Origin of the sequence: Streptosporangium subroseum (assembly GCF_900188345.1) — a bacterium.
GTDB classification, from domain to species: domain Bacteria; phylum Actinomycetota; class Actinomycetes; order Streptosporangiales; family Streptosporangiaceae; genus Streptosporangium; species Streptosporangium subroseum.
Genome location: NZ_FZOD01000011.1, coordinates 78,252 through 103,685, shown reverse-complemented (window position 1 = coordinate 103,685; position 25,434 = coordinate 78,252). Strand labels below are relative to the sequence as shown.

Genomic DNA, 25,434 nt, shown 5'->3' with positions numbered 1-25,434 from the left:
ATCTCTCCGGAACCAGGCGGGGCGCGTTAAACAAGGGAAAACTCTACGGACGTGTCACTCGGGAGTGGCGCCTGACCACCGTATCCACTCCGTTGACGACGTTCGTCACCGGGCGGCCGTTCACGGCGGCCTCCAGGTTGTCCAGCACGAGGCGGATCATGCGTCCGGTGGACTGCGGGGTCACTCCGGCCACGTGTGGCGAGAGCAGCAGCCGGGGGCTGTCGCGCAGCGGATCGTCCGGCGGCAGCGGCTCGCTGTCGAACACGTCCAGCGCGGCACCGCCCAGGTGCCCGGAGTTCAGGGCGGACAGCAGCGCCGCCGAGTTCACCACCGCCCCACGCGCCGCGTTGACGAGCAACGATCCCGCGGGCATCCGGGACGGATCGACCAGCCCCCTCGTCTCCTCCGACAGCGCGATCACCACGACGAGCACGTCGGAGCCGGCGATCAGCTCGTCGAGTTCGCGGTAGGCGTAGGGCACCTCGCGTGGGGTGCGGCTCCAGTAGGAGACCTCGCACCCGTAGCCGCCGAACATCCGCGCGCAGGTCTCCCCGATCGGGCCGAACCCGACGACGCCCACGCGCGAGCCGTACAGCTCTCTGGGCCCGAGGTCCAGCTGCGGCCAGCGGCCCGCCCGGACCGCGGCGTCGGCGTCGAGCAGCCGTCTCGACAACGCGAGCGCGGCGGCGAGACACCACTCCGCCACCCCGATCGCGCTCACACCGCCCGCGTTGGACAGCGGCACGCCCGCGTCGGCCAGCGCGCCGAGGTCGTGGCCGTCCACGCCCACCGAGGGCTGCTGCACGAACGCCAGGCGCGGAGCCGCGTGGACGGCCTCGGCGTCCAGCGAGAGCTCGGCGGTCCAGTCGCCGACCACGATCTCGGCCTCACCCAGGGCGTCGAGCAGGGCAGCGCGATCGCGAGCGGCCGGCACCGACAGGCTGATCCGCTCGCCCAGCGGGCCGAGCAGTCTTCTCAGCCCCTCCTCGGGAAGCGGGGGTAGGGCGACCACCTTCCAGGCAGGGCCGGCTTCCAGGGACACGTCACTCGCCTCCGCGGGGGTGGAAACTGTTGAACACGCGGTTCATCAGGCCCTGCTGTCCGGTCCACGCCGAGGCATGGGTGGTCCAGCTGAGCACCATGATCTTATCGCCGACCGCGATGAACCTTTGCTTCTCGTGATATGTCACCCCGGCGGTGGCCCACGGCGCCCCGCCGCTGTCCTTCATCGTCCAGGTGAACTCCCACTGGAGCCCGGAGCCGTAGGCCAGGGGGATCTGCGCCGTGTCCTCGGACAGGATGTCGCTCCACCGCGCCACGTTGTCCCTGACCCCCGCCTGAAGCGACTCCATGGTGTCGAGCGAGCCGTCGAGCACCTCCACCGACATGTGCGCGGCTCCGTCGGGACGCAGCCACTGGGTGTAGCCCGTGGGAGCCCAGTCGCCGGTCCAGTCGGCCGGATACTGGATGGACCAGTTCTCCGGCGCCTTGGCCTGCCACACCTTCAGCTGCGGCCCGGATTCGGCGACCACGGTCTTCGAGGGCTTGGGGGTGGGAGAAGGACTGGGCTTCTTCGTCTTCGTCTTCTCGGGCTCGGCGGTGGACGGGGCCGTGGCCGGTTCGGTCTGCGCGACGGGCTGCGACTCCGGCGACGACACCGCCATGGCCACCGCCCCGCCTCCCACCGCCAGGACCACCACGGCCGCCACGATCAGCGGGATCCGGCTCCGGCTCCGGGGCCGCCGGCGACCGTGCCCCGAGGTGGCGGGGCTCGCCGTCGTGCCGGTGGTCCTGTCAGCCCTGTTAACCCTGGTGGCGCCGGTGCTCCCGACGCTCCGTCTCTCCCAGTCACCGGTACGGCGAGCCGGCGCCGACGGGTCACCGCTCGCCTGCGCCAGCAGCATGTCGGCCTGATCGACGGTCAGCCGGTGGGCGGGATCCCGCTGGAGCATGCCCGAGAGCACCTCCCGCATCGCCGGAGGCACCGGGCCGAAGTCGGGCTCCTCGGTGAGCAGGGCGCCGAGGGTGGAGATGGCGTCGCGGCGCTCGAAGGGACCGTGGCCCACCAGGGCCGCGTAAAGGGTGGCGCCGAGTGCCCACAGGTCGGACCAGGGACCCGCCTCGACGCCCATCGCGCGTTCCGGCGGCAGGAAGCTCGGCGAGCCCGTCACCATGCCGGTCTGCGTGAGGGAGCTGTCACCCTCGATGGTGGCGATGCCGAAGTCGGAGAGCACGGCGCGGCCCTCGGCGTCGAGAAGGATGTTGCTGGGCTTGACGTCCCGGTGCAGGATGCCCGCCTCGTGCGCCGCCCGCAGGGCCGACAGCACCTGACGGCCGATGTCGGCGACCTGCTGTACGGGCAGCTGCCCGACCTCGTCCAGCCCGCGGGCCCTGACCAGCTCCATGATGATCCACGGGCGGTCGTCCTGCTCCGCCACGTCGTAGATCGCCACGATGCCCCGGTGATTGAGCCGGGCCGCGGTCCTGGCCTCACGCGAGGTGCGAGTCAGCTGAAGCTGGTGCTCGGCCGGGGAGAGATGCGGCGGGAGCAGGACCTCCTTGACCGCGACCGAGCGGTTGAGGAGGGTGTCGTATCCCTCCCACACCACCCCCATGCCGCCTCGGCCAAGCTCTCGCAGCAATCGATAGCGCCCAGCGACCACCCGTTCACTGTGCGGATATGTCATCTCAATTACCCCTAGACCTCGTTCAGAGAGGGCGCAAGTTTCCCATACCACCTGAGCGTCACGTGGCCTCAAGACAGATGTCTTGCCAGGGAAAGCCGAATGTTGTTCTACTTGGCCGTGGGGGAGGGACCGCGGATCGCCAGGCGACCGCCTGCGTACGCCGTACCGAACCGGAGTCGGAGTCGCACTCGAGGAGATGTCGATGGAGCGCGTGACCAGAAAAGGCCCGCTGGCCGGAGTTCGCGTGCTCGAACTCGCCGGCCTGGCCCCCGGGCCGTTCGCCGGAATGATGCTCGCCGACCACGGCGCCGAGGTGTTGCGGGTGGAGCGTGTCAAAACCGTCGCCGCGGCCGGGGACAGACCCCGCGCCGACGTGATGGACCGGGGCAAACGGACGGTCGGCCTCGACCTGAAGTCTCCCGATGGGGTGGCCGCACTCAAGGAACTGGTCAGAAGCGCCGACGTGATCATCGAGGTCTTCCGGCCCGGGGTCGCGGAGCGGCTCGGCATCGGCCCCGCCGACCTGCACGCGGTCAACCCCCGCCTGATCTACGGGCGGATGACCGGCTGGGGCCAGGACGGCCCGCTGGCGCCCACCGCCGGGCACGACATCGACTACATCGCGATCTCCGGCATCCTGTCGATGCTGGGCCGCGAGGGCGAGAGGCCGACCCCGCCGATCAACATCCTGGGCGACTTCGCCGGCGGCGGCCTCATGCTGGCGTACGGCGTGCTGCTGGCGCTGCTGGAGCGGGAGCGGACCGGCGAGGGCAGGGTGATCGACGCGGCCATGGTGGACGGGGCCTCGACGCTGTTCGCGATGTTCTACCACGGCGTCCAGACCGGCGCCTGGGGCCCGCGCGGCACGAACCTGCTCGACACCGGCGCGCCGATGTACGACACCTACGAGACCTCCGACGGCAAGTTCCTGGCGGTCGGCGCGCTGGAGCCGCAGTTCTGGGCGGAGATGGTCTCGCTCATGGGCCTCACGGACCTGCCCGACCGTGGCGACAGCGCCCAGTGGCCCGCACTGCGCGAGCGGCTGGCCGAGGCCTTCAGGTCCAGGACCCGGGCCGAGTGGGAGGCGGTGTTCGACGGCACGGACGCGTGCGTCTCCCCCGTGCTGGAGATGGACGAGGCCGCCGACCATCCGCACAACAAGGCCCGCGGCGCGTTCGTCGAGGTCGGCGGCGTACGGCAGCCTGCCCCCTCACCGCGTCTGCTCGGCGCGCCCGAGCAGGATCTCTCACCCGCCACCCGGCTGGCGGACCTGTCCTCCTGGGGCCTGTCCGACGAGACCGCCGCCAGGCTCCGCGCCGCGGGAGTGCTCGCATGACCTGATCCCCGCGCCATCCCCGGTCCGAGAGCGCTCACGCGCCCCGGCCCTCTGGGCCTGGAAGATGCCCGGGCCTGGCCTGGACCTCATGGTCCGGGGAGTGCTCACGGCCTGATTCTCGCAGCTCAAGGGCGGTGTACCTGGCACAGGTACACCGCCCTTTGTCATGGGGGTTGTAGATAATGTAGTAGATGTACTACATTAATAAACATGAGTACTGCGGTAGATGTTCGCGGGCCGTGGACGAAGTACGGCGCGGCCGAGCGCCGACTCGCCGCCCAGGGCTCATGAGCGCTGGGAGACTACAGACATGGCCGCGGAAGACGTATTCAACCGGATCCCGATGCTGAGAGCCGAGCGCGGAGTGTCGCGCAAGGATCTGGCAGCCGCCCTGGGCGTCCACTACCAGACGATCGGTTACCTGGAGCGCGGCGAGTACAGCCCGAGCCTGTATCTCGCCCTGCGCATCGCCGAGTACTTCGAAGTACCGGTGGAAGTCGTTTTCTCGTTGAGGTCGTTCCCACGGCTGGGAAGTGAGGCGAAGTGACGGGCAACCTGTCGGAGCGCTGGCAGCAGGCACAGGCCAAGGCCATGGAGCACGATCTCCTGCCCGGCTGGTACGCCACCCGGGGCCGCCGGCGGATGCTCGCCGCGGCCGGCACGTTCGCGGTGGGGCTCATGTGGGTCGACGCCGCCGTGTCCTGGAGCATCGGCCCGAGCGACGACGCCGCCCGTATCAGCCTCATCCTGCTCGCGGTCATGTTCGTGATCTACATGCCGGCCGTCACGCTGCTCAACATCGCCACTCGCGGTGTCAACGAGTTGGCGGAGCGCCGGCTCGACGAGCGTCAGGTGGGTGAGCGCCTGCGCGCCATCGCCCTCGCTCACCGGATCATGCTGGGCATCCTCGTCGCGCTCGTCGCCGTGGCACTGGCGGCGGGCCTGGCCCGCGGCGGTCCCGGCTCCTCCGTGCCGACGACGACGGTCGTCCAACTGTCGATCGCGCTGGCGCTGACCCACTTCGTGCTGCCGCTGATCGTCTCGGCCTGGCGGCTGCCCGACCCGCCGCCGGACGACGAATGATCGGGGCGGCGAGAACAGGATCCCGGCGTGGAGATCCCCCCGGGGGCGGACCTCCACGCCGGTGGTGAAGGACCCGCAGCGATGCGTGGTCCGAACCCGTCCCCCGCGCATCGCCGAGTACGTCGAGACGCCGGCGAAAGTCGTTTTCCCTTCGAAGCCGTTCCCGTGATTGGACAGTGAGGCGAAACAGTGAGCGAGCTAACCCCCAAGCAGCTGGAAAACCGCTATCGCAGCTGGCCTCCGCCCACCTGGTACGCCACCCGTAGGAGCCGTCGAATCCTCGCCGGCGTGGGCGCCGCATCCGCCGGAATGATCTGGGCCAGCGCGATCGTGTGTTTCTATCTCGCGCCGAGCGTCACCGCCATGTGGATCACCTTCGCCCTGGCGGGGATCGCATCGGTGATCTACGTCGTGTTCTACAGCGCGCTCATCGGGGCCACCCGCGGCACGGTCGGCCTCGCCGAGCGCTACCTTGACGAACGCCAGTCCCGTGAACGCCAGAAGATCCAGGCCGACGCCCGTCGAGGAACTATGTGGGTCCTCATCGCACTCGGTGTGTCGCTCTCGCTCGCGGTGCCCAAGGGCGAGCTCGTCGTCCAGATCCCCTCGGCGGCGATCACCGTACTCGTGTTCGCCATGATCGCGACGCATCTGATCCTGCCGTCGCTGCTGGCGGCCTGGCGGTTGCCCGACCCGCTGCCGGACGACGAGGACTGATCCCGATCGGCATGCCGTCCGGGGCAGCGCGCCATCACGATCAGCGCATCGCCCCGATCAGCTCCCCGGAGCGCCGATCATCCCATCGAGGGGAACACCGCCACGTAGAGGTCCACGCCGTCCCGGTGATGGATCTCCACGTCGGTGGTGAAGGCACGCGGCGGGGTGCCTCCGGACTCGGTGTGCTTCCACACCTGCTGCCACGCGTCGAGCAATGCGTCCGGCATCTGCCCCCGGGCCTCCAGCTTCATCGACGGCACCCCGGACACCCGGACCGCGACCATGCCCTCGGGCAGCGCGGCGGCACTGCGCACGGCCACCCCGACGATCTGGGTGTAGGAACCGTGGTGGTCGTTCTCGTAGTCGGTCAGCACGGCGTAGAGGTTCTCGTCCACTCGGCCGGGCACGTGCGCGAAGGCTCCCGGAGAACCCGCCCGCGCCCACAGCGTGCCGAGCCGTCCCCGGCCCTGCTCCATCTCGTCGGCGTTGGAGGTCCGTACGGCATGGCCCACGACGAGCATTTCAGGCCGATCAACAACGATCACAGCTACTCCTCATGGCCACACCGTTAAATTCACGCAAACCGGATCCTAGTCCCCGCCCTGGCCAGGTCGATCCCCTTCGGGGCAGCGCAGACGAGGAACATCCGGTTTTGGTTATTCACCCGTTAAGATGGGCGAACGTGAAGTTTCTTAATGAGATGGCGCCGGCTTACGACCTGACCTACAGCGACGTGTTCATGGTCCCCTCGCTGTCCTCGATCGACTCGCGGCTCGCCGTCGACCTGTCGACCCACGACGGGACCGGCACCACCATCCCCATCGTCGTCGCCAACATGACCGCGGTCGCGGGACGCCGTATGGCCGAGACCGTCGCCCGGCGGGGCGGGATCGCCGTGATCCCCCAGGACATCCCGATCGACGTCGTCGCGAACGTCGTCGACTGGGTCAAGAAACGCGACCTGGTCCACGACACGCCACTCACGCTCACCCCGCACGACACCGTCGGTGAGGCGCTCAACCTGCTGCCCAAGCGCTCCCACGGCGCGGTCGTCATCGTCGACTGGGACAACCGCCCGATCGGCGTGGTCACCGAGAGCGACTGCTCCGGCGTGGACATGTACACGCAGCTCTCCCAGGTCATGTCCGACCACCTGCTCAGCCTGCCTGCGGGGCTCGACCCGCGCGAGGCCTTCGACCGGCTTCACGGGGGCCGGCACCGGCTCGCCCCGGTCGTCGACGACGACGGACGCCTGGTCGGCATCCTGACCCGGACCGGCGCGCTGCGGGCCACGCTGTACAGGCCCGCGCTCGACACCTCCGGGAGGCTGCGCATCGCCGCCGCCGTCGGCGTCAACGGCGACGTGGCGGCCAAGGCCGAGGAAGTGCTCGAGGCCGGGGTGGACTGCCTGGTCGTGGACACCGCCCACGGCCACCAGGAGAAGATGATCAGTGCCCTGAAGGCGGTCCGCGCGCTCAATCCCGGCGTGCCGATCGCGGCGGGCAACGTCGTCACCGCCGCCGGCGTGCGCGACCTCGTCGAGGCCGGGGCGGACATCCTCAAGGTCGGCGTCGGACCCGGCGCCATGTGCACCACCCGGATGATGACCGGCGTGGGCCGCCCGCAGTTCTCCGCCGTGCTGGAGTGCTCCGCCGAGGCCCGCCGCCTCGGCCGTCACGTCTGGGCCGACGGCGGCGTCCGCCATCCTCGCGACGTGGCCCTGGCCCTGGCCGCGGGCGCGGCCAACGTGATGATCGGCTCCTGGTTCGCCGGCACCTACGAGTCTCCCGGCGACACGCGCACCGCCGCAGACGGCCGCAAGTACAAGGAGAACTTCGGCATGGCCTCGGCCCGCGCCGTGAAGCTGCGCACGGCTGACGACTCCCCCTTCGACCGGGCCCGCAAGGCGCTGTTCGAGGAGGGCATCTCCACCTCCAGGATGTATCTCGACCCGGCCATGCCCAGCGTCGAGGACCAGATCGACGCCATCGTGGCCGGCCTGCGCTCCTCCTGCACCTACGCGGGCGCCTCCGACCTGGAGGAGTTCCACGAGCGCGCGGTGGTCGGCATCCAGAGCTCGTCCGGCTACACCGAGGGTCTGCCGCTCCACCAGAGCTGGTGACCTCGGGGGCGGCGGCGCCCGGCGCCGTCGTCCCCACTCACCCGCAGGAAGGGGGCTCCATCACGCGTCTGCGGTCGCGAGGGTCGTCCGGGGACAGCGGTCTCGCCCGGTAACGGGTGAGACGGCACAGGGCGATCAGCCCCATGAGCGCGAGTACTGCCTCGATCACCACGATGAATGCGATCATTCAAGCTTCCTTCGCGGGCCCGGCCCCTGATGTCCCTTATACATCCATCGCAGGCACCATTTCGTAAGAACCTTAACAGTGGACAATCCCATTTGTCGCGTAATGTCCACTTTTGTTCTTACTGTCTTTCAAGATTTTCGCGCGACGCCAGATCCACGGTGGGACCGCGCATCGACACCCCTCCGGGGGGTAGTCCGCAAGTCGGACCATCACCCACCCTGGAGAGGCACATGGACATGGCAAACATGCCCACGAATCTGGACGCGCAGGTCGTCGTCGACCGTAGGGTCCTGTCCGGCTACGACAACTATCTGGCCGCGCAGCGGACCGTGGACACCCTCTCGGACGCGGGGTTCCCCGTCGAGAACGTGGCGATCGTCGGTAGCGACCTGAAGCTCGAGGAGACCGTCACCGGCAGGATGACCAACGGACGGTCCGCGCTCGCCGGAGCGGGCAGCGGCGTGATCTTCGGCGCCGTGGCGGGGATGTTCCTCGGGCTGTTCACCTCGACCACGCTGTCGTTCGTCGTACTCGTGCTGTGGGCGGCGCTCTGGGGCGCCGTGATGGGCGCCGCGTTCGGGTTCATCAACCACCTGTTCACCGGTGGCAAGCGCGACTTCGCCTCGCGCAGCGCGATCGTCGCCGGCCGCTACGACGTGCTGGTCGCGGCCTCGCACCTCGACCATGCCCGCGCCATCCTGGACGGGACCCCGGGTCCCGCCGACACCGTGGTCGTCGAGGTCCCGCGGTCCGCCGGAACGTACGATCCCGCGGCCGCGCAGCCGACCGCTCCAGACCACCCCTTCCCTTCGCAGCCAACCGCTCCGGACCTCCCCGCCCCCGAGCGGGGGATCACACCGGAACGCCCCGCCCCGACGCAGACGATCACGCCGGAGCAGGCCGTTCCCGCACAGCCGGCCACGTCCGACAGCCCCTGACCGTGAGGGGGCGGCGGATCCTTCACGGGCTCGCCGAGCTCAGCCCTTGACGCTGCCCGCCAGCAGGCCTCGGACGAAGTAACGCTGCATCGACAGGAAGACGGTCAGCGGGATGATCACCGAGACGAACGCGCCCGCGGTCAGGCGCTGCCACTCGTTGCCGCGGGTGCCGGCCATCTGCGCCAGCCGTACCGTCATGGGAGCGCTGTCGGGGGTGCCGCCGGCGAAGATCAGGCCCACCAGCAGGTCGTTCCAGACCCAGAGGAACTGGAAGATCGCGAAGGTGGCCAGCGCGGGGAGGACCAGCGGAAGGACGATCTTGCGCAGGATCACTCCGTGGCTGGCGCCGTCCACCCTGGCCGCCTCCATGAGCTCGCCGGGAAGCTCGGACATGAAGTTGTGCAGCAGGAAGATGCCCAGCGGCAGGGCGAAGCAGGTGTGTGCGAACCAGACCTGGATGAAGCGGGCCGGCCCCTCCAGGTTCCAGGCGGGTGACAGCTGGAGGCCGAAAATCTCCACGCCCTGGGAGAAGAAGGACAGCAGCGGGACGAGCGACATCTGCAGTGGCACGATCTGGAGTGCGAAGACGCCGATGTAGATCCACTCGCGTCCACGGAACGGCAGCCAGGCCAGCGCGTAGGCGGCGAAGGCGGCCAGGGCCAGCGGGAAGAGCACCGAGGGGACCGTGATGACGACCGAGTTGATCAGGAAGCTCATCATCTGACCGGAGGACGAGGAGGTGCCGAACAGCACCTCCCGGTAGTTCTCCAGCGTGAGCTGCGGATCGGCGAAGAACGTCCACCAGCCGGTGGTCTTGATCTGGTCCTCGGGACGCAGCGAGGACAGCAGCAGGCCGAAGGTCGGGGTGGTCCACAGGACCGCGATGACGATCGCGACGGCGCTGGCGATCCTGCCGCTCAGACGCCACCGGACACGCTGCGGCGCCGTCGTGGTCTTCGCCCGCGCCGTGGTCTGGGCCAACGTGGTCACGCTGCCTCCTTCGTCGGCCACGTTCCCGTAGCACTGTGCCTGCCGGTTCGCTCACTCATCGGGCGGCCTCCCGGCGCTGGCGGATCTGGTAGACGACGATGGGCAGCACGAGGACGAACAGGAAGACCGCCAGCGCCGCTCCCTTGCCGGTCTCGCCGTACCGGAACGCCTGGTTGTACATCTCGTTGGCGATGACGCTGGTGTCGAACTGGCCGCCGGTCATGGTCCGGACGATGTCGAACAGCTTCAGCGTGCCGATCGACTGGGTGACCAGCACCACGACCACGGCGGTGCGGATGGAGGGCAGCGTCACCCGGAAGAACATCTGCAGCGGGCTCGCCCCGTCCAGCTTGGCGGCCTCGACGATCTCGGCGGGGATCCCCTTGATCGCCGCGGAGAGCACGACGGTGGCGAAACCGGCCTGGATCCAGACCATCACCACGATCAGGAACAGCGTGTTGAACGGAGGATCCTGGAGCCACTGCTGGGGCTCCCCGCCCACGGCGACCACGAGCTGGTTGAGCAGGCCGATCTGATCCTGGTCTCCGGAGCGGTAGGCGTAGACGAAGCGCCAGATGATGCCCGCGCCGACAAAGGAGATCGCCATCGGCAGGAAGACCAGCGACTTGGCGATCGACTCGAAGCGCGTACGGTCCACCAGGACCGCGTAGACCAGCCCGACCGAGGTCACCAGCAGCGGGACGAGCAGGACCCAGACGAGCGTGTTGCGCAGGACGGTCACGGCCTCGGGCTGGGTGAACATCCAGGCGTAGTTGTCCAGACCCACCCACTGCCTGCTGTCGCCGCTCATGAACGACAGCAGGGTCGTTCGGATGGCGGGAATCACCAGGCCGATGCCGAGAAGCAGGAGCGCGGGCAGGAGCAGGATCGTCGCGTGAATCCAGGCCCGCCGCCGCATCGGGGCGCGGTCGACCAGTATCAGGACCACCGCGACCACCACGAGGAAGGCGGCGACGCCGATCAGCAGTTGGACGAGTTTGGGTTGTTCGGCGGCGAAGTCGAAGTCCATCGGAGGGATCTCCCGGAGGGAACGGGCCAAGACGGACGATGTGTCCGGTGCCGGTCACCCGGCACCGGACACATCGCTATATATCAGGACTTAGGCCAGGAAGCTTCGATGTAATCGAGGACCGTCTTGGTGTCCTTGCCGTTGATCCAGTCGGTCATGCCCTTCCAGAAGGTGCCGGCGCCGACCGCGGCCGGCATCAGGTCGGAGCCGTCGAACCGGAAGACCGTGCTCGGGTCCTGGAGCATCTCCATGGAGAGCTTGTCGATCGGGTTCTGGGCGTTGGCCGGGTCGACGCCCTTGCGCGCGGTGACGTAGGTCGCCAGCTTCATGCGGGTGGTGGGGAACTCCGCGCCGGCGAGGTAGGCCTGAACGGCCTGGACCTCGGGACGGTCGGTGAAGGCCGCCACGAACTCACCGGCGCCGAGGACCGGCTTCTTGGAGGGGTCGTTGCCCGGCAGGTAGAACGCGAACACGTCGCCGTCCTCACCGACCTTGGTGCCCTCGGGCCAGAAGTTGGCGTAGAAGGACGCCTGGCGGTGCAGGGCGCACTTGCCCTCGGTGATCGGGACGCCGCCCTCCTGGAAGGCGGTGCTGACGATCGACTTCACCGGGCCGTAACCGCCGTTGACGAACTTCTCGTTCTTGAGGATCGCGCCGACCTTGTCCACGGCCGAGACGATCTTGGGGTCGTTGAACGGGATCTTGTGGGTCACCCAGTCGTCGTAGCCCTCGGGACCGATCTCCCGGAGCAGGATGTCCTCGATCCAGTCGGTGGCCGGCCAGCCGGTCGCGTCACCGGACTCCAGGCCTACGCACCACGGCTTGATGCCGGTGCCGGCGATCGTGTTGGTGAGCGTCATGAGCTCGTCCCAGGTCTTGGGGACGGCCCAGCCCTTCTCCTTGAACATGCCCGGCGAGTACCAGACGAAGGACTTCACGCTGGCGCCCAGCGGGGCGCCGTAGAAGACGCCGTCGACGGTGGAGTACTTGGCCCAGTCAGCCGACCAGCCCTCCTCGGCCAGCTTCTTCACCTCGGCCGAGGCCGGCTTGAGCTTCCCGGCCTTGGCGAAGCGCTCCAGCAGACCGGGCTGCGGGAAGAACGCGATGTCCGGCGGGTTGCCGCCGTCGGCACGCACCTGGATCTGAGCCTCGAACTCGCCGGTGCCCTCGTAGGTGATCTTCATTCCGGTGCACGTGGCAAATGGCTTCCAGGCTTCCTGGAAAAGGTCGGCCTCGGCATCGCGGATGGGGGAGTAAATGCTGACGGTCTTGCCCGCGTGGTTGCCGTATTGGGTGAAGGCGGCGCATTCGGGGGCCGCGCTGGCGCTGCCGCCACCCGCCGATGGCTTGGCATCCGTGGAGGCGCAGGCACTGGCGACCAGAGCGAGTCCGATGGTGCCCGCTGCCAGAGCGACGCGATGAGGCCGTGAGAGGAGTGACATGAACCTTCCTCCATATACGTTGCCGGGGAGTGTGAGAGCGCTCTCTGGAAGAATTGTCTGCACACAACGCGATGTCAATAACTGTGATATTACGGTTACGGGCCCATTTTTCTTGACACGCTCCTTACGCTAACGTGATGCTCCAGAGAGCGCTCTCACATGACTGCGAAACAGAATGGGGCGGTGAGGACATGACCATGTCCGCCCAAAAGTCCTACAATCTTCAGGACTCCGGCGTACTGAGGTTTCCCGAGGGCTTCGTCTGGGGCGCCGCCACCGCGGCCTACCAGATCGAGGGCGCGGCCCGGGATGACGGCAGGGGACCCTCAATCTGGGACACCTTCTCCCGGACCCCCGGCAAGGTGCACGCCGGCCACACCGGCGACGTCGCCTGCGACCACTACCACCGCTATCCCGAAGACGTCCGCATCATGGGCGACCTGGGCCTGCACGCCTATCGTTTCTCCATCTCCTGGCCTCGCATCCAGCCGGACGGCGCGGGCCCGGCCAACCCTCGCGGCCTGGACTTCTACGACCGCCTGGTGGACGAGCTCCAGGGCGGCGGCATCACCCCGATCGTGACGCTCTACCACTGGGACCTGCCGCAGACCCTGGAGGACCGGGGCGGCTGGACCAACCGGGAGACCGCCGAGCGGTTCGCCGAGTATGCCGCGATCATGTATTCCCGTCTGGGCGACCGCGTCGAAACCTGGACCACGCTGAACGAGCCCTGGTGCTCGGCCTTCCTCGGCTACGCCTCGGGCATCCACGCGCCGGGCCGTACCGAACCCGAGGTGAGCTTCGCCGCCGCCCACCACCTGCTGCTCGGCCACGGACTCGCCGTCCAGGCGCTGCGCGCCGCGGGCGCGAGCCAGATCGGCATCACGCTCAACCTCGCCCCCGTCCTCAGCGACGACGCCGAGGCGGCGTCCATCGTGGACGGCCTGCAGAACCGGATCTTCCTGGACCCGGTGCTCCGCGGCGAGTATCCCGCCGACGTGGTGGAACGGGCCGGCCGCTTCACCGACTGGTCCTTCGTCAAGGACGGCGACCTGGAGATCATCAGCCAGCCGATCGATCTGCTGGGCGTGAACTACTACAACCCGCAGACCGTGACCGGCCGCGCCGGCGAGCCCGCCAACCCGGTCTACCCGGGCAGCGAGGGAGTCGCCTTCCCCGGCGCCGACGCGCCGAAGACCGCGATGGGCTGGCCGGTGCAGCCGTTCGGGCTGACCGATCTGCTGGTAAGGCTGTCGCACGACTATCCGGGCACCCCACTGATCATCACCGAGAACGGTGCGGCCTTCGACGACGTCGTGGAGGACGGCCAGGTGCACGACGTCGGCCGCCTGTCCTACCTGGACGGGCACCTGCGCGCCGCGCACGCCGCCATCGAGGCGGGCGTCGATCTGCGCGGTTATCTGGTCTGGTCGTTGCTGGACAACTTCGAGTGGGCCGAAGGGTATCGCAAACGTTTCGGTGTCGTACATGTCGACTACAACACCCAGCGCCGCACACCCAAGGACAGCGCCCTGTGGTATCGCGAGGTCGTCCGCCGGAACGGGCTGTGAGGGCCCGTCCGACTCTGGAGAAAGTGGCCGCCCGGGCAGGAGTTTCCCGGGCGACCGCCTCTCGCGTGATCAACGGCTCCACCCGCGTGGCACCGCAGATCCGCGAGGCGGTGAACCGCGCCGTGGAGGAGCTGGGCTACGTCCCCAACCAGGCGGCGCGGAGCCTGGTCACCCAGCGGGCCGACTCGATCGCCCTGGTCTTCCCCGAGCCCGCGACCCGCGTCTTCTCCGACGACCCGACCTTCGCCGGGATCATCCGGGGAGTCAGCATGGAGATCGAGAAGGCCGACAAGCAGCTCGTGCTGATGCTCACCGGTCTGGAAGGCGGCTACCAGCGGGTCGAGCGCTACGCCACCAACGGGCACGTGGACGGCGTGATCATCGCGTCGATGCACGGAACCGATCCGCTGCCGGCGATCCTGACCCGGCGCGGCGTCCCGGTGGTCTGCAGCGGCCGGCCGGGCGCGCCCAACAGCCTCCCGTACGTGGACATGGACAACTCGGGGGGCGCCGAGCGCGCCGTCGCGCATCTGGTGGAGCAGGGACGCCGCCGGATCGCGACCATCGCCGGACCGCAGGACATGATCGCCGGGATCGACCGGCTCAACGGCTACCGCGACACCCTGCGTGACTCCGACCGCCGCTCGATCATCGCGGTCGGCGACTTCACCCGCGAGTCCGGGGTGATCGCGATGCGGCAGCTGCTGGCCGACGACCCCGAGATCGACGCGGTGTTCGTGGCGAACGACCTGATGGCGCTGGGAGCGCTGCGGACCCTGCGGGGTGCGGGCCGCCGGGTGCCCGACGACGTCGCCGTCGTCGGTTTCGACGACATCCCGGCCGCGGCCTACGCCGAACCGCCCCTGACCACGGTCAGGCAGTCGACCGTCGAAATGGGCCGCCGGCTCGCGCGCATGGTGCTGGATCTGGAGGAGAAGGCACAGCTGGTGCTCCCCACGGAGCTGGTGGTACGGGAGTCCACCAAGAAGCCCTGATCACGCCGGCGCGAGAACGAGAACCTCCGAAGAAACCCTGACCACGTCGGCATGGGCGGGAACCCACCAAGAGGTCCCGACCACACCGGTGGTACGGAAACCCGCCAAGAGGTCCCGTCCATGCCGGTGGTACGGAAACCCGCCAAGAGGTCCCGTCCATGCCGATGAGCGGGAACCCACGAGGAGGTCCCGACCACACCGGTGGGGCGGGAGCCTACGAAGAGGTTCTGACCACGAGCTCGGTGGGCATGATCACCGGTTCGACCGGTTCGCCATCGAGCAGTCCGAGCAGCAGGCGGACCATGGCCGCGGCCTGCTCCGCGTGCGGGTTGTGGATGGTCGTCAGCGGCGGGTCGGTGTAGCGGGCGGACTCTATGTCGTCGTAGCCGACGATGGCGACGTCGTCCGGGATCCGGCGGCCGGCCTGACGGAGCGCGTGCATGGCGCCGATCGCCATCAGGTCGTTGGCGGCGAACACCGCGTCGATGTCGGGGTCGTCGGCGAGCAGCTGCCGCATCGCGACCGCGCCGGACTCGCGGGTGAAGTCGCCGACCGCGATGATCGAGCGGCGGTCGGAGTCGCGCAGCACCTCGCGGTAGCCGGTCAGGCGGTCCTGACCGCCGATCATGTCCAGCGGCCCGGCGATCGTGGCGATCCGCCGCCTGCCTCGTTCCAGCAGGTGGCGCACGGCCGTGGCGGCGCCGTTCACGTGGTCGGTGTCGACGTACGGCATGGCGACCGGCACCGCGGGCCTGCCGTACGAGATGACCGGGACACGCAGCCGGGTCAGTGCGACGGGCAGCGGGTCGGCGCCGTGGCTCGACACCAGCATGACGCCGTCCACGTGCCCTCCCGCGACGTAGTTCTCCACCCGGGCGTGGCTCTCCGGCGACCCGGCCAGCAACAGCACGACCTGCTTGTTGACGGCCTCCAGCTCGATGCTGGCGGAACGGATGACCGTGGAGAACATCGGGTCGTCGGAGAACACCCGGTGCGGGGACTCGGAGACGACCAGCGCGACGGAGTTGGTGCGCTGGGTGGCCAGGTTTCTGGCGGCGCCGTTGGGGACGTAGCCCAGCTCGTTCACGGCGCGCATGACCAGGTCACGGATGTCGGAGGTGACCGTGGTCTGGCCGTTCACCACCCTGGAGACGGTCGAGCGGGAGACCCCGGCACGGGCCGCGACCGCCTCCAAGGTAGGTCGTCTCATCTAGTTCCCCCGCAGTCCGTTCTGCTTGATGACCTCGCGATACCACAGCGCGCTGTCCTTGAACAGGCGCCGCTGGGTGTCGAAGTCGACGTGAACGATCCCGAACCTACGCCCGTAGCCGTAGGCCCACTCGAAATTATCCAGCAAGGACCAGACCAGATATCCCCGGACGTCCGCACCGTCGGCGATCGCGGCGTGCACCGCGCGCAGGTGATGGTCCAGGTAGCCGGTCCTGCCGACGTCGTGGACGCGGCCGTCCTCCACGACGTCCTCGAAGGCCGCGCCGTTCTCGGTGATGACCAGGCCTGCCTCCGGGTAGTCGTCGGCCAGCCGTACCAGCAGGCGGGAGAGCCCGTTCGGCACGATCGGCCAGCCCATCGCGGTGGCCGGCACATCGTCGACCGAGCAGAACCGGACGTCCTCGCTGCCGGGCCATGCCTCGTCGGCGGCCTGGCCGGGCCCCGACTCGACCACGCACGGGTTGTAGTAGTTGATGCCGATCACCTCGATCGGCTGATTGATGATCTCCAGGTCCCCGTCCCGGATGTGGGCCAGGCCGCCGTTGCGCTCGATCATCGCGAGCAGTTCGGCGGGATACTCCCCGCGCAGCGCGGGGTCGAGGAACTGCCGGGTGAGCAGGGTGTCGATCCGGCCGACCGCCTCCGCGTCCTCGAGCGACGCGACGGCCGCGGGGTCGCCCACCTGGGCAGGAGTGATCACCGGTGAGAGGTTGAGGGCCAGTCCGATCTCCTCGGCCCCCGCCTCGCGCAACGCCCGCGCCGCCAGCCCGTGCCCCAGCAACAGGTGGTGGGCCGCCCGGAAAGCCGCCGCCGGCTCTCGCCTGCCCGGTGCGTGCACCCCGTTTCCGTAGCCGAGAAAGGCGGCCACCCACGGTTCGTTGAGCGTGGTCCAGTGCTGGACGCGGTCCCCCAGCCGCGCGTGCACGGCCCGCGCGTAGTCGGCGAAGCGGTAGGCGGTGTCGCGCTCGGGCCAGCCGCCGGCGTCCTCCAGGGCCTGGGGCAGGTCCCAGTGGTAGAGGGTGACGTAGGGCGTTATCCCCGCTTCCAGCAGCTTGTCGACCAGGCGGCTGTAGAAGTCCAGGCCGCGCGAGTTGACGAGACCGGTTCCGTCGGCCTGGATCCTGGGCCAGGCGACGGAGAAGCGGTAGGCCGCCAGGCCCAGGTCGCTCATCAGCCGGACGTCGTCGGCATAGCGGAAGTAGTGGTCGCAGGCCACGTCACCGGTGTCTCCCCCGGCGACCTTGCCCGGCGTGCCGGAGAAGGTGTCCCAGATCGAGAGCCCCCGGCCGTCCTCCTTGGCCGCGCCCTCGATCTGGTAGGACGCGGTGGCCGCGCCCCAGACGAAATCGGCAGGGAAGTCCGCACGCCCCTCTGTAAGGGTGGCCCCCCGTGTGCTGACGACGGTCATCCCTTCACAGCTCCTTGCATGATTCCTCCGATGATCTGCTTGCCGAGAAGAGCGAACACCAGGACCAGCGGCAGGGTGCCGAGCGTGGTGCCCGCCAGGCCGAGCACGTAGTCGTTGACGTATCCGCTGGCCAGTGTGGACAGGGCGACCTGCACCGTCGGATCCTCCGGGGTCAGGACGACCAGCGGCCAGAAGTAGTCGTTCCAGACCGACATGAAGGTGAGCATGCCGAGTACGGCCGCCGCCGGGCGGGCGGCCGGAAGCACGACGTGCCAGAACAGGCCCCAGGTGGTGCAGCCGTCGACCCGGCCGGCCTCCAGCAGTTCGGTCGGCAGCGCCCGGGAGAGGTACTGGGTCATGAAGAACACGCCGAACGCGTTGACGAGCGCGGGCACGATCAGCGCGTACATGGTGCCGGTCCACTCCAGCTTCACCATCAGCATGTAGAGCGGGATGATGCCGAGCTGGGTCGGCACCATCATGGTCGCCACGGTGAGCAGGAGCAGGGCGTTGCGTCCGCGGAAGCGCAGCTTGGCGAAGGCGAACCCGGCCAGCGTGGAGAAGAACATCACCGCGATCGCGACGGAGCCGGAGACCAGGACGGAGTTGAACATCGCCAGGGCGAAGGGGACGGTGTCGAAGACGCGGGCGACGTTGGCGAAGAAGTTTCCGCCGGGCACCAGCGGCGGCGGGATGTCCGCCAGGGCCGCGTTGTCGCGGGAGGCCACCACGACGCTGTAGTAGAGCGGCAGCAGCGAGAAGAACGCCACCGCGGTCAGTGTGAGGTAGGTGAGCCTGCGAGCGGCGCCGGAGCGCCGGGCCGAGGAGACGGCGGTGCGGACGCTCACGTCAGCCCTCCCTTCCCGCGACGGGTGAACAGGTAGTTGACGCCAGCGACCAGGACGATGAAGAGGAACATCATCCAGGAGATGGCCGAGGCGAAACCGAAGTCGAGCTTGGTGAAGTTCTCGTAGATGAACAGCGAGAGCGTCTGATACTGCCGGTCGGCCCCGCCGGTGATGCTGTAGGAGCCGAACAACAGCGGCTCGGCGAGGACCTGCATGGCGCCGATCGTCGAGGTGATGACGACGAAGATGATCGTGGGCTTGATCATCGGGATGGTGATCTTGCGAAGCTGGGTCAGCCCGTTCGCGCCGTCGATGGTGGCCGCCTCGTACAGCTCACGCGGTACGGCCTGCATGGCCGCCAGGAAGATCAGGGCGTTGTAGCCCGTCCACCGCCACATGATCATGGTGGAGATGGCCGCGTGGGAGGTCAGCACCCCCTCGTTCCAGGCGACGCCCTCGACGCCGAACAGCGACAGCACCCAGTTGATCATGCCGAAGTCCCGGCCGAACAGCTGGCTGAAGATGACCACCACCGCGACCACACTGGTCACGTTGGGCAGCAGCAGCGTGATGCGGAAGAAGGTCTGCGCCCGCAGCGGCCGGTTGAGCAGATGGGCCAGCCAGATGGCCAGCAGCAGCTGCGGAGCGGTGGACAGCACCCCGATGGACAGGGTGTTGAAGGTGGCGTTCCAGAAGTAGTCGTCGGCGAGCAGCGTCCTGAAGTTGTCCAGGCCGATGAAGGTCTGCTCGTCCGACAGCAGTGTCCATTCGTGCAGGCTCACCCAGGCGGTGTAGGCCAGGGGAAACAGCCCGAACGCGGAGAAGAGCAGGAAGAACGGGGCCACATAGGCGTACGGCGAGCCCTTGACGTCGAGCTGGTACGCCAGGTGGCGGTGGAGGCGACGGCGAGGTCGCACCGGCCTTTTCGGGGGGACCGCCGCCATGCGATCCGGTGCGCGGGTGGCCATGGCAGCTCCTTTCGGCGATTCGTCGGGCAGGATTCTTCGGGCGAAGGGCGAGGGGAAGCAGGTGGCCGGCCGGTGCGAGACCGGCCGGCCGGAGGGCGACTACTTGATCCTGCTGACGTCCTTGAGCACCTGCGCCCAGGCTTCCTCGGCGTTCTGCTTGCCCTGGTCGACCCGCTGGAGGCCGTTGTTGAACGCCTGCAGGACGTCACCGGCCTTGGGGCCCGCGGGCTGCGGCTGGAGCGCCTTGGCGGCGTCGGTGAAGATCTTGCCGATCGGCGCGTTGCCGAAGTACGGGTTGACGTAGTCCTTCACCGCCGGGTCGTCGTACAGCTCGGGCAGCGACGGCAGTGCGCTGGCCTCCGTGAAGAGCTTGATCTGGCTCTCCTTGTTGGTCAGCAGGTCGATCAGCTCCGCGGCCTCCTTGGGGTGCTTGCCCTGCTTGGGCAGCGCCAGGTGGGTGCCGCCCTGGTTGCCGCCGCCGCCGGGCACCGCGGCGATGTCCCAGGTGCCCTCGCCGGGCTTCTGGTCCTTGATCGTGCCGGTCTTCCAGGCCGGGCAGACCATGGTGGCGAAGGTGCCCTTGGCGATTCCGGTGTTCCACGGCGGGGAGAAGGCCAGGAGGTTGGCCGACAGACCGCTGTCGATCATCTTTATGCCCATGTCGTAGGCCTTGCGCACCTCGGGGTTGGTGCCGGCGACGATGTTGTACTGGGCGTCGTAGAAACCGACCGGGGCCTGCTCGACCATGGCGCGGAAGTGCTCACCGGCGCCGTCGGTGAACTTGGCTCCCTCCACCTTGGCCGCGACGAACTTCTTGCCCGTCTCGATGTAGGCGTCCCACGTCGGCCAGAGCGCCGACACCTCGTCGCGGTCGGCGGGCAGGCCGGCCTTCTTGAACAGGTCGGGGCGGTAGCACATGGCCAGGCCGCCGACGTCGGTGCCGATCCCGATGAGCGAGGTGCCGTCGTTGGAGACGCCCAGCTTCCACTTCCAGGGGAGGTACTCGCTCTCACGCTTGCCCAGGCCGTAGTCCTTGAGGTTGTAGAACTTGTCGGGCACGGGCGTGAAGGAGCCGATGTAGCCGCCCTCGATGGCGACCACGTCCGCGGCCCCCGCTCCGGTGGTCAGCTGCGTGATGAGGTTGGTGTGGTGGTCGTTGAACTGCGCGCGACGCTCCACGATCTCCACGTTGGGATGGGTCTTCTTGAACTCCTCGTACAGCGGCGCGTAGTGGAAGTCGCTGAACAGCCCGACGGTCAGTTTGATCTTCTCCGCCGGCTGGGAGGCCGCTCCGCTGCTCGCCGGGGCGCCACCGCCGCTGCCGCAGGCGGTGAGACCCAGGGCCAAGGCGGAAACGGCGACCATCGGGACAAGGAACCGGTGGCGTAACTTGCGCATGGAACCCTCCTAGGGTCCTCATAAGTGATCATGAAGAGAGCGCTCCCTGAGCAGATTGATGGCATCCGGGTAACGTGTCAACGACCTTCCAGATAACGATCGCCGTTATCCACCGCGACCTATCGGGAGAGCGCTCTCCCAAAAAAGACAATGTTTTCGCAGCTCAAAGGGCTATTAATAGCCCCAGAATGGAATTAATGGAGCGCTCCCACGGTGAAAAGTCACGTTAAGGTCGCGTTTCGGTCAGGTTCCACAGGCCGGATAAAGGGCCTTGACAGCTCACCCACGCCCGGTCAATCTCTCTTTCAGAGAGCGCTCCCCAACGTCTCTCCTCAGGGCTCCACGCGCCGCCAGCCGCCTGCGGCGTGGATGCCGCCGTCCACGTGCAAGGTGGTCCCGGTGATGAATCCAGCCATCTCACTCGCCAGGAACACCGCGGCGGCCCCGGCCTCGGCGGGATCGCCGAGGTAACCGAGCGGTGGCAGCCGTACCGGCTCGAAGGGCAGCTGGTCCTCCAGTACGCGCACCCGGACGCCCTCCTCGCCACCCGTGGGCAGCGCGTCGGGCGCGATGGCGTTCACCCGGATCCCGCGCGGGGCCAGCTCCAGCGCGAGTGAACGGGTCAGGCTCTCCACCGCCGCCTTCATCGCCGCGTAGACCGCGAACCCGGGTGCCGCCTGGTGCGCCTCGCTGGAGGTCAGGTTGACGATCGACGCGCCCGGGGACATCAGCGGCAGAAATCGCCGGATCATGGCGGTGACCTGAGTGAAGTTCTCCGCTATCAGCGTTTCCTCACCCCTGGGCGAGGTCTCGGCGAATGCCGCGTGGAACGTCCCGCCGACATTGTTGACCAGCAGGTCAACCCGTCCGAACCGCTCCCGCACCGCCTGGGCGAACACCTCCAGTGCCGCCGGATCCCGCACGTCGACGGTCAGGGTGAGCGTGTCGAACCCGTCGATCGCGTCCCTGTCACACAGCGCCAGCTCGGCGCCGAACTCCCGCAGGGTCTCCGCGATCGCCCGCCCCAGCCCCCTCGCGGCCCCTGTGACGACGGCGACCTTCCCCGTGAGAAGGATGTCCTCCGGGGTGTACGGCTTGCGCATAGCGCCTCCAGTCGGTCTCCCCGAGTGGTCTTTTCGAGCGTACGACGTGAGGGCCGCCTCGTCCCGTTGTCTCTCACACTGCCCCGGGACCACGTAGAGTCATTCGGCCGGTCGGAAAGCGGCCGGCGCGCATCCAACCAAGGAGAACCACGTGGCACTGGAGAAGCCGGAGATCGACTTCCCGGAGGGCGACCCTCCCAAGGATCTGCAGATCGTCGACATCGTCGAAGGAGACGGACCGGAGGCCAAGCCGGGTCACCAGGTCAGCGTGCACTACGTCGGTGTGGCCTTCTCCACCGGCGAGGAGTTCGACGCGTCCTGGAACCGCGGCGACGCCTTCCAGTTCCCGCTCGGTGGCGGCAGGGTCATCGCGGGCTGGGACCAGGGTGTCGCGGGCATGAAGGTCGGCGGTCGTCGCCGCCTCACCATCCCCGCCCACCTCGGCTACGGTTCCCGCGGTGCGGGCGCCGCCATCAAGCCGGGCGAGACCCTCATCTTCGTCGTCGACCTGCTCGGCGTGAGCTGACGACCCGACAGGTTCCGTCGAACGGGCCGTCCCTCCCCTACGGGGCGGCCCGTTCGACTTCCCCGTGACCCGTCCACCGTACGGAGCGGGGCGGCCCACCTGAGTTCCTCCGTGGCCCGTCCACCGTACGGAGCAGGGCGGCCCCGTGGCCCATTCACCGTACGGAACACGGGCTTCCACGGCGCCCCGCCGATCATGCGGAACACGGCCCTCACGGCGCCCCGGTAGCGGTAAGAAACGTGAATCGCTCCGAAGTGAGCGTTCGCTTTTCCGAAATGTCACATGTAGCTCCTAAGCTGGCCCTTGTGTTGTTGATCGACCTTGCGCGCACCTCGGCGGCCGTGACCGCCAGCTCCGCCCGGCTGGCGAAGATCGTCCATCTCGCGGAGCTGCTCGGCCGGGTCGAACCGGACGAGGCGGAGATCGCCATCGCCTATCTCTCCGGCGAGTTGCCGCAGCGCAACGTCGGCGTGGGCTGGGCCGGCCTGCAGGACCCTCCCGAGCCCCGGCTGGCGGCGACCGCCACCCTGCGCCAGGTCAACGACCTCCTGAGCCGTATCAAGGCCCAGGCCGGGCCGGGCTCCCAGACGGCCCGCAAGGCCCTGATCGTCGAGCTGTTCGGCGCCCTGACCCGCCAGGAGCAGATGTTCCTGTCCCGGCTGCTCCGCGGCGAGCTGCGGCAGGGAGCGCTGGACGGCGTGATGATCGAGGCCATCGCGAAGGCCGCCGGGCTTCCGGCCGCCGAAGTACGGCGGGCGCTGACCCTCCGCGGCTGGCTGCCCGCCGTCGGCGCCGCCGCCCTGAGCGACGGGATCGCGGCGCTGCACGCCTTCCATCTGGAGGTCGGCCGTCCGGTGTCGCCGATGCTCGCGCAGAGCGCCACCTCCATCCCCGCCGCGCTGAGCAAGCTCGGCGGGCCGGTCGCGGTCGAGTGGAAGCTCGACGGCGTCCGGATCCAGGCCCACCGCTCCGGCGACGAGGTGTCCGTCTTCACCAGAACCCTCGACGACATCACCGCGCAGGTGCCCGAGCTGGTCGAGGCGGTCGGCGCCCTGCCCTCCCGGGACCTGGTCCTCGACGGGGAGGTCATCGCGCTGCGCCCCGACGGGCGCCCCGAGCCCTTCCAGATCACCTCCGGCCGCGTGTCCAGCCGCACCGACGTGTCCGGCGTGCGCGGCAAGGTCCCGCTGAGTGTGTTCTTCTTCGACGCGCTACGGGTGGACGGCGCCGACCTGCTCGACCTGCCCGGTGAGGTTCGTCACGCGGCCCTGGCCGGGGCCGTGCCCGCGGAGCTGGTGACCCCGCGGCTGGTCACCGACGACGTCGCGGAGGGTGAGGCGTTCTTCAAGGACGCGATCAGGAGTGGCCACGAGGGCGTGGTGGTCAAGTCCCTGCAGACCCCCTACGCCGCCGGCCGCCGCGGAGCGGGCTGGATCAAGGTGAAGCCCAGGCACACCCTCGACCTGGTCGTCCTGGCCGCCGAGTGGGGTCACGGTCGCCGCGAGGGCAAACTCTCCAACCTGCACCTGGGCGCCCGTGATCCGGGGACCGGCGGGTTCGTCATGCTGGGCAAGACCTTCAAGGGGCTGACCGACGAATTGCTGGCCTGGCAGACCGAGCGCTTCCTCGGGCTCGCGGACGGCCCCACCGACGGCTGGACGGTCGCCGTCCGCCCCGAGCTCGTCGTCGAGATCGCCTTCGACGGAGTCCAGCAGTCCAGCCGCTACCCCGGCGGCATGGCGCTGCGTTTCGCCAGGGTCATCCGCTACCGCCCTGACAAGAACGCGGATGAGGCCGACACCGTCGAGATGGTGCGCGCGCTCCTGCTCTGACCGGCAGCTCCGAGACGATCCACACACCCCTGCTCTGACCCGCACCTCGGAAACGATTCGCGCACCCCTGCTCTGACCAGCACCGCGGAGAGGATCCCCGCGCTCCTCGACGAACACCTTGGGACATGGCGAGCAGCCCCTTGCATGACCGGCGCTTGGAAGACAGCGCTCGTCTCCCCCTCTGACCTACCGTTTCTTTGCCAAAACATGCCCCACCTTTGCGATATAAACATACCTTTACTAGCTGTTTGTCGCATATTGTCAACCACATTCTGACGGACAGCACCCCCTGTGCTCCGTCGATGGGACCGGTCGGCGCGGATCCCCGCTCTCCCCCGCCCCGCGCGGCCCTCCCATGCCTTCTCCCGATTTTGGATCGTGGTTTCCCTTGGGCCGACACATCTTCACTCCCTCTTCCGACGCCACTCCCTCCCCCGACCGGTCCACCCCGAAGAAGCCGATGCCGGCCAGGCGATACGTGATCGCCCTGGCCGCCGGTTTCACAGCACTGACCGTGGCCTCGATTACCGTCGGAATAGTCTCGAGCGGAGGAGACAGCCTCTCTCAGACGGCCGCGTCCGCCGCCCTCATCGGCGCCCAGCAGACCGGCGACCCGCTCCCCTCCGCCGCCCCTGATGACGGGCTCTCTGAAGATGCGACGGTCGCCACCGAGACGATCGAGCCGTCCGACGCTCCTGAGACCGCGCCGCCACAGGCCACCGCCGAGGCGAGCGCCACGCCGGACGACACCGCCGCCCCGGACGACACCGCCACCCCGGACGAATCCTCTACGCCGGACGACCCCGCGCCGTCTGATGACCCCTCCACGCCGGACGACCCCGCACCGTCCGACACCGCTACCCCGGACGACCCCACGCCGTCCGACGACCCCTCCACGCCGGACGACCCCACCACACCGCCGAACGATCCCTCGCCATCCGACACCGCCACCCCAGGCGACCCCACGCCGTCCGACGACCCCTCCACGCCGGACGACCCCACCACACCGCCGAACGACCCCAC

Annotated in this window: 23 protein-coding genes and 1 pseudogene; 11 read left to right on the top strand and 13 right to left on the bottom strand. The window is 68.7% G+C overall.

All coding sequences use genetic code 11. From position 1 onward, the window contains the following. Positions 1-43: 43 nt before the first annotated feature. Both CHC08_RS14050 and CHC08_RS50690 read right to left on the bottom strand, forming a co-directional pair. The gene (locus CHC08_RS14050) at positions 44-1,042 is read right to left on the bottom strand and encodes an NAD(P)-dependent oxidoreductase (protein ID WP_245878304.1); all 999 of its coding nucleotides are present in this window, start codon (positions 1,040-1,042) and stop codon (positions 44-46) included. A 1-nt stretch (position 1,043) separates the two neighbouring features. Beyond that, a complete protein-coding gene (locus CHC08_RS50690; RefSeq protein ID WP_089207701.1) occupies positions 1,044-2,687 on the bottom strand; it encodes a serine/threonine-protein kinase in 1,644 nt (547 codons plus the stop codon). Between the two features lie 202 nt (positions 2,688-2,889). On the opposite strand from CHC08_RS50690, the gene CHC08_RS14040 reads away from it, so the two are divergent. The 4 genes from CHC08_RS14040 to CHC08_RS14025 all read left to right on the top strand — a co-directional run bounded on the left by CHC08_RS14040 (position 2,890) and on the right by CHC08_RS14025 (position 5,823). Continuing rightward, positions 2,890-4,023 (top strand): CaiB/BaiF CoA transferase family protein, encoded by a 1,134-nt coding sequence (locus tag CHC08_RS14040; RefSeq protein WP_089207700.1) that lies wholly within the window; start codon positions 2,890-2,892, stop codon positions 4,021-4,023. Between the two features lie 310 nt (positions 4,024-4,333). After that, positions 4,334-4,570: a helix-turn-helix transcriptional regulator gene (locus CHC08_RS14035; RefSeq protein WP_089207699.1), complete on the top strand. Its 237-nt coding sequence runs from the start codon at positions 4,334-4,336 to the stop codon at positions 4,568-4,570. Then, positions 4,567-5,106, top strand: a complete 540-nt coding sequence (locus CHC08_RS14030; RefSeq protein ID WP_089207698.1) for a hypothetical protein — start codon at positions 4,567-4,569, stop codon at positions 5,104-5,106. Before CHC08_RS14035 ends, CHC08_RS14030 begins: the two co-directional genes overlap by 4 nt. Before the next feature lie 189 nt (positions 5,107-5,295). After that, positions 5,296-5,823 carry a hypothetical protein gene (locus tag CHC08_RS14025; RefSeq protein ID WP_143653213.1) on the top strand — a complete coding sequence of 176 codons (528 nt, stop codon included), beginning with the start codon at positions 5,296-5,298 and terminating at the stop codon, positions 5,821-5,823. Positions 5,824-5,900: 77 nt separating this feature from the next. Here CHC08_RS14025 and CHC08_RS14020 read toward each other — a convergent pair whose 3' ends face one another. Beyond that, positions 5,901-6,368 (bottom strand): GyrI-like domain-containing protein, encoded by a 468-nt coding sequence (locus CHC08_RS14020; RefSeq protein ID WP_089207696.1) that lies wholly within the window; start codon positions 6,366-6,368, stop codon positions 5,901-5,903. Between the two features lie 137 nt (positions 6,369-6,505). On the opposite strand from CHC08_RS14020, the gene CHC08_RS14015 reads away from it, so the two are divergent. Next, on the top strand, positions 6,506-7,945 hold the full coding sequence (locus CHC08_RS14015; RefSeq protein WP_089207695.1) for a GuaB1 family IMP dehydrogenase-related protein: 1,440 nt from the start codon (positions 6,506-6,508) through the stop codon (positions 7,943-7,945). A gap of 37 nt (positions 7,946-7,982) precedes the next feature. Here CHC08_RS14015 and CHC08_RS49535 read toward each other — a convergent pair whose 3' ends face one another. After that, positions 7,983-8,132: a hypothetical protein gene (locus tag CHC08_RS49535; protein ID WP_179282032.1), complete on the bottom strand. Its 150-nt coding sequence runs from the start codon at positions 8,130-8,132 to the stop codon at positions 7,983-7,985. Between the two features lie 230 nt (positions 8,133-8,362). Between CHC08_RS49535 and CHC08_RS14010 the strand changes: the two genes are divergently transcribed. Continuing rightward, entirely contained in the window at positions 8,363-9,070 is a 708-nt protein-coding gene (locus CHC08_RS14010) for a YflT domain-containing protein (protein ID WP_089207694.1), read from the top strand. A 39-nt stretch (positions 9,071-9,109) separates the two neighbouring features. Here the strand turns inward: CHC08_RS14010 and CHC08_RS14005 are convergent, their stop codons facing one another. The 3 genes from CHC08_RS14005 to CHC08_RS13995 all read right to left on the bottom strand — a co-directional run bounded on the left by CHC08_RS14005 (position 9,110) and on the right by CHC08_RS13995 (position 12,532). Beyond that, positions 9,110-10,060, bottom strand: a complete 951-nt coding sequence (locus tag CHC08_RS14005) for a carbohydrate ABC transporter permease (RefSeq protein ID WP_089207781.1) — start codon at positions 10,058-10,060, stop codon at positions 9,110-9,112. A gap of 55 nt (positions 10,061-10,115) precedes the next feature. After that, complete coding sequence (locus CHC08_RS14000; RefSeq protein ID WP_089207693.1) at positions 10,116-11,090, bottom strand: carbohydrate ABC transporter permease; 975 nt, start codon at positions 11,088-11,090, stop codon at positions 10,116-10,118. Between the two features lie 83 nt (positions 11,091-11,173). Beyond that, positions 11,174-12,532 carry an ABC transporter substrate-binding protein gene (locus CHC08_RS13995; protein ID WP_089207692.1) on the bottom strand — a complete coding sequence of 453 codons (1,359 nt, stop codon included), beginning with the start codon at positions 12,530-12,532 and terminating at the stop codon, positions 11,174-11,176. 191 nt (positions 12,533-12,723) lie between these two features. Between CHC08_RS13995 and CHC08_RS13990 the strand changes: the two genes are divergently transcribed. Further along, complete coding sequence (locus CHC08_RS13990) at positions 12,724-14,103, top strand: GH1 family beta-glucosidase (protein ID WP_089207691.1); 1,380 nt, start codon at positions 12,724-12,726, stop codon at positions 14,101-14,103. Positions 14,104-14,168: 65 nt separating this feature from the next. Continuing rightward, positions 14,169-15,098 carry a LacI family DNA-binding transcriptional regulator gene (locus tag CHC08_RS13985; protein WP_245878303.1) on the top strand — a complete coding sequence of 310 codons (930 nt, stop codon included), beginning with the start codon at positions 14,169-14,171 and terminating at the stop codon, positions 15,096-15,098. A 214-nt stretch (positions 15,099-15,312) separates the two neighbouring features. On the opposite strand, the gene CHC08_RS13980 is transcribed toward CHC08_RS13985, so the two are convergent. From CHC08_RS13980 to CHC08_RS13955, 6 genes are all read right to left on the bottom strand, one after another. Then, on the bottom strand, positions 15,313-16,308 hold the full coding sequence (locus CHC08_RS13980; RefSeq protein WP_089207689.1) for a LacI family DNA-binding transcriptional regulator: 996 nt from the start codon (positions 16,306-16,308) through the stop codon (positions 15,313-15,315). Then, positions 16,309-17,736: a GH1 family beta-glucosidase gene (locus CHC08_RS13975; protein ID WP_089207688.1), complete on the bottom strand. Its 1,428-nt coding sequence runs from the start codon at positions 17,734-17,736 to the stop codon at positions 16,309-16,311. Then, a complete protein-coding gene (locus tag CHC08_RS13970) occupies positions 17,733-18,584 on the bottom strand; it encodes a carbohydrate ABC transporter permease (RefSeq protein WP_089207687.1) in 852 nt (283 codons plus the stop codon). The genes CHC08_RS13975 and CHC08_RS13970 overlap by 4 nt, the downstream gene beginning before the upstream one ends. After that, a complete protein-coding gene (locus CHC08_RS13965) occupies positions 18,581-19,552 on the bottom strand; it encodes a carbohydrate ABC transporter permease (protein WP_089207686.1) in 972 nt (323 codons plus the stop codon). Before CHC08_RS13965 ends, CHC08_RS13970 begins: the two co-directional genes overlap by 4 nt. 99 nt (positions 19,553-19,651) lie before the next feature. Beyond that, positions 19,652-20,950 (bottom strand): ABC transporter substrate-binding protein, encoded by a 1,299-nt coding sequence (locus CHC08_RS13960; protein ID WP_089207685.1) that lies wholly within the window; start codon positions 20,948-20,950, stop codon positions 19,652-19,654. 332 nt (positions 20,951-21,282) lie between these two features. After that, positions 21,283-22,053: an SDR family NAD(P)-dependent oxidoreductase gene (locus tag CHC08_RS13955; RefSeq protein ID WP_089207684.1), complete on the bottom strand. Its 771-nt coding sequence runs from the start codon at positions 22,051-22,053 to the stop codon at positions 21,283-21,285. A gap of 151 nt (positions 22,054-22,204) precedes the next feature. On the opposite strand from CHC08_RS13955, the gene CHC08_RS13950 reads away from it, so the two are divergent. The 3 genes and pseudogenes from CHC08_RS13950 to CHC08_RS49530 all read left to right on the top strand — a co-directional run. Continuing rightward, on the top strand, positions 22,205-22,579 hold the full coding sequence (locus CHC08_RS13950) for an FKBP-type peptidyl-prolyl cis-trans isomerase (protein WP_089207683.1): 375 nt from the start codon (positions 22,205-22,207) through the stop codon (positions 22,577-22,579). A gap of 305 nt (positions 22,580-22,884) precedes the next feature. After that, positions 22,885-24,411, top strand: a complete 1,527-nt coding sequence (locus CHC08_RS13945; RefSeq protein ID WP_089207682.1) for an ATP-dependent DNA ligase — start codon at positions 22,885-22,887, stop codon at positions 24,409-24,411. A gap of 388 nt (positions 24,412-24,799) precedes the next feature. After that, a pseudogene (locus CHC08_RS49530) lies at positions 24,800-25,434 on the top strand (hypothetical protein); the annotation flags it as partial.

Coding starts and splice junctions, on each gene's coding strand:
- CHC08_RS50690 (WP_089207701.1), bottom strand. CDS start 2,687: ATGACATATCCGCACAGTGAACGGGTGGTCGCTGGGCGCTATCGATTG.
- CHC08_RS14040 (WP_089207700.1), top strand. CDS start 2,890: ATGGAGCGCGTGACCAGAAAAGGCCCGCTGGCCGGAGTTCGCGTGCTC.
- CHC08_RS14035 (WP_089207699.1), top strand. CDS start 4,334: ATGGCCGCGGAAGACGTATTCAACCGGATCCCGATGCTGAGAGCCGAG.
- CHC08_RS49535 (WP_179282032.1), bottom strand. CDS start 8,132: ATGATCGCATTCATCGTGGTGATCGAGGCAGTACTCGCGCTCATGGGG.
- CHC08_RS14010 (WP_089207694.1), top strand. CDS start 8,363: ATGGACATGGCAAACATGCCCACGAATCTGGACGCGCAGGTCGTCGTC.
- CHC08_RS14000 (WP_089207693.1), bottom strand. CDS start 11,090: ATGGACTTCGACTTCGCCGCCGAACAACCCAAACTCGTCCAACTGCTG.
- CHC08_RS13995 (WP_089207692.1), bottom strand. CDS start 12,532: ATGTCACTCCTCTCACGGCCTCATCGCGTCGCTCTGGCAGCGGGCACC.
- CHC08_RS13990 (WP_089207691.1), top strand. CDS start 12,724: ATGACCATGTCCGCCCAAAAGTCCTACAATCTTCAGGACTCCGGCGTA.
- CHC08_RS13980 (WP_089207689.1), bottom strand. CDS start 16,308: ATGAGACGACCTACCTTGGAGGCGGTCGCGGCCCGTGCCGGGGTCTCC.
- CHC08_RS13975 (WP_089207688.1), bottom strand. CDS start 17,736: ATGACCGTCGTCAGCACACGGGGGGCCACCCTTACAGAGGGGCGTGCG.
- CHC08_RS13965 (WP_089207686.1), bottom strand. CDS start 19,552: ATGGCCACCCGCGCACCGGATCGCATGGCGGCGGTCCCCCCGAAAAGG.
- CHC08_RS13960 (WP_089207685.1), bottom strand. CDS start 20,950: ATGCGCAAGTTACGCCACCGGTTCCTTGTCCCGATGGTCGCCGTTTCC.
- CHC08_RS13955 (WP_089207684.1), bottom strand. CDS start 22,053: ATGCGCAAGCCGTACACCCCGGAGGACATCCTTCTCACGGGGAAGGTC.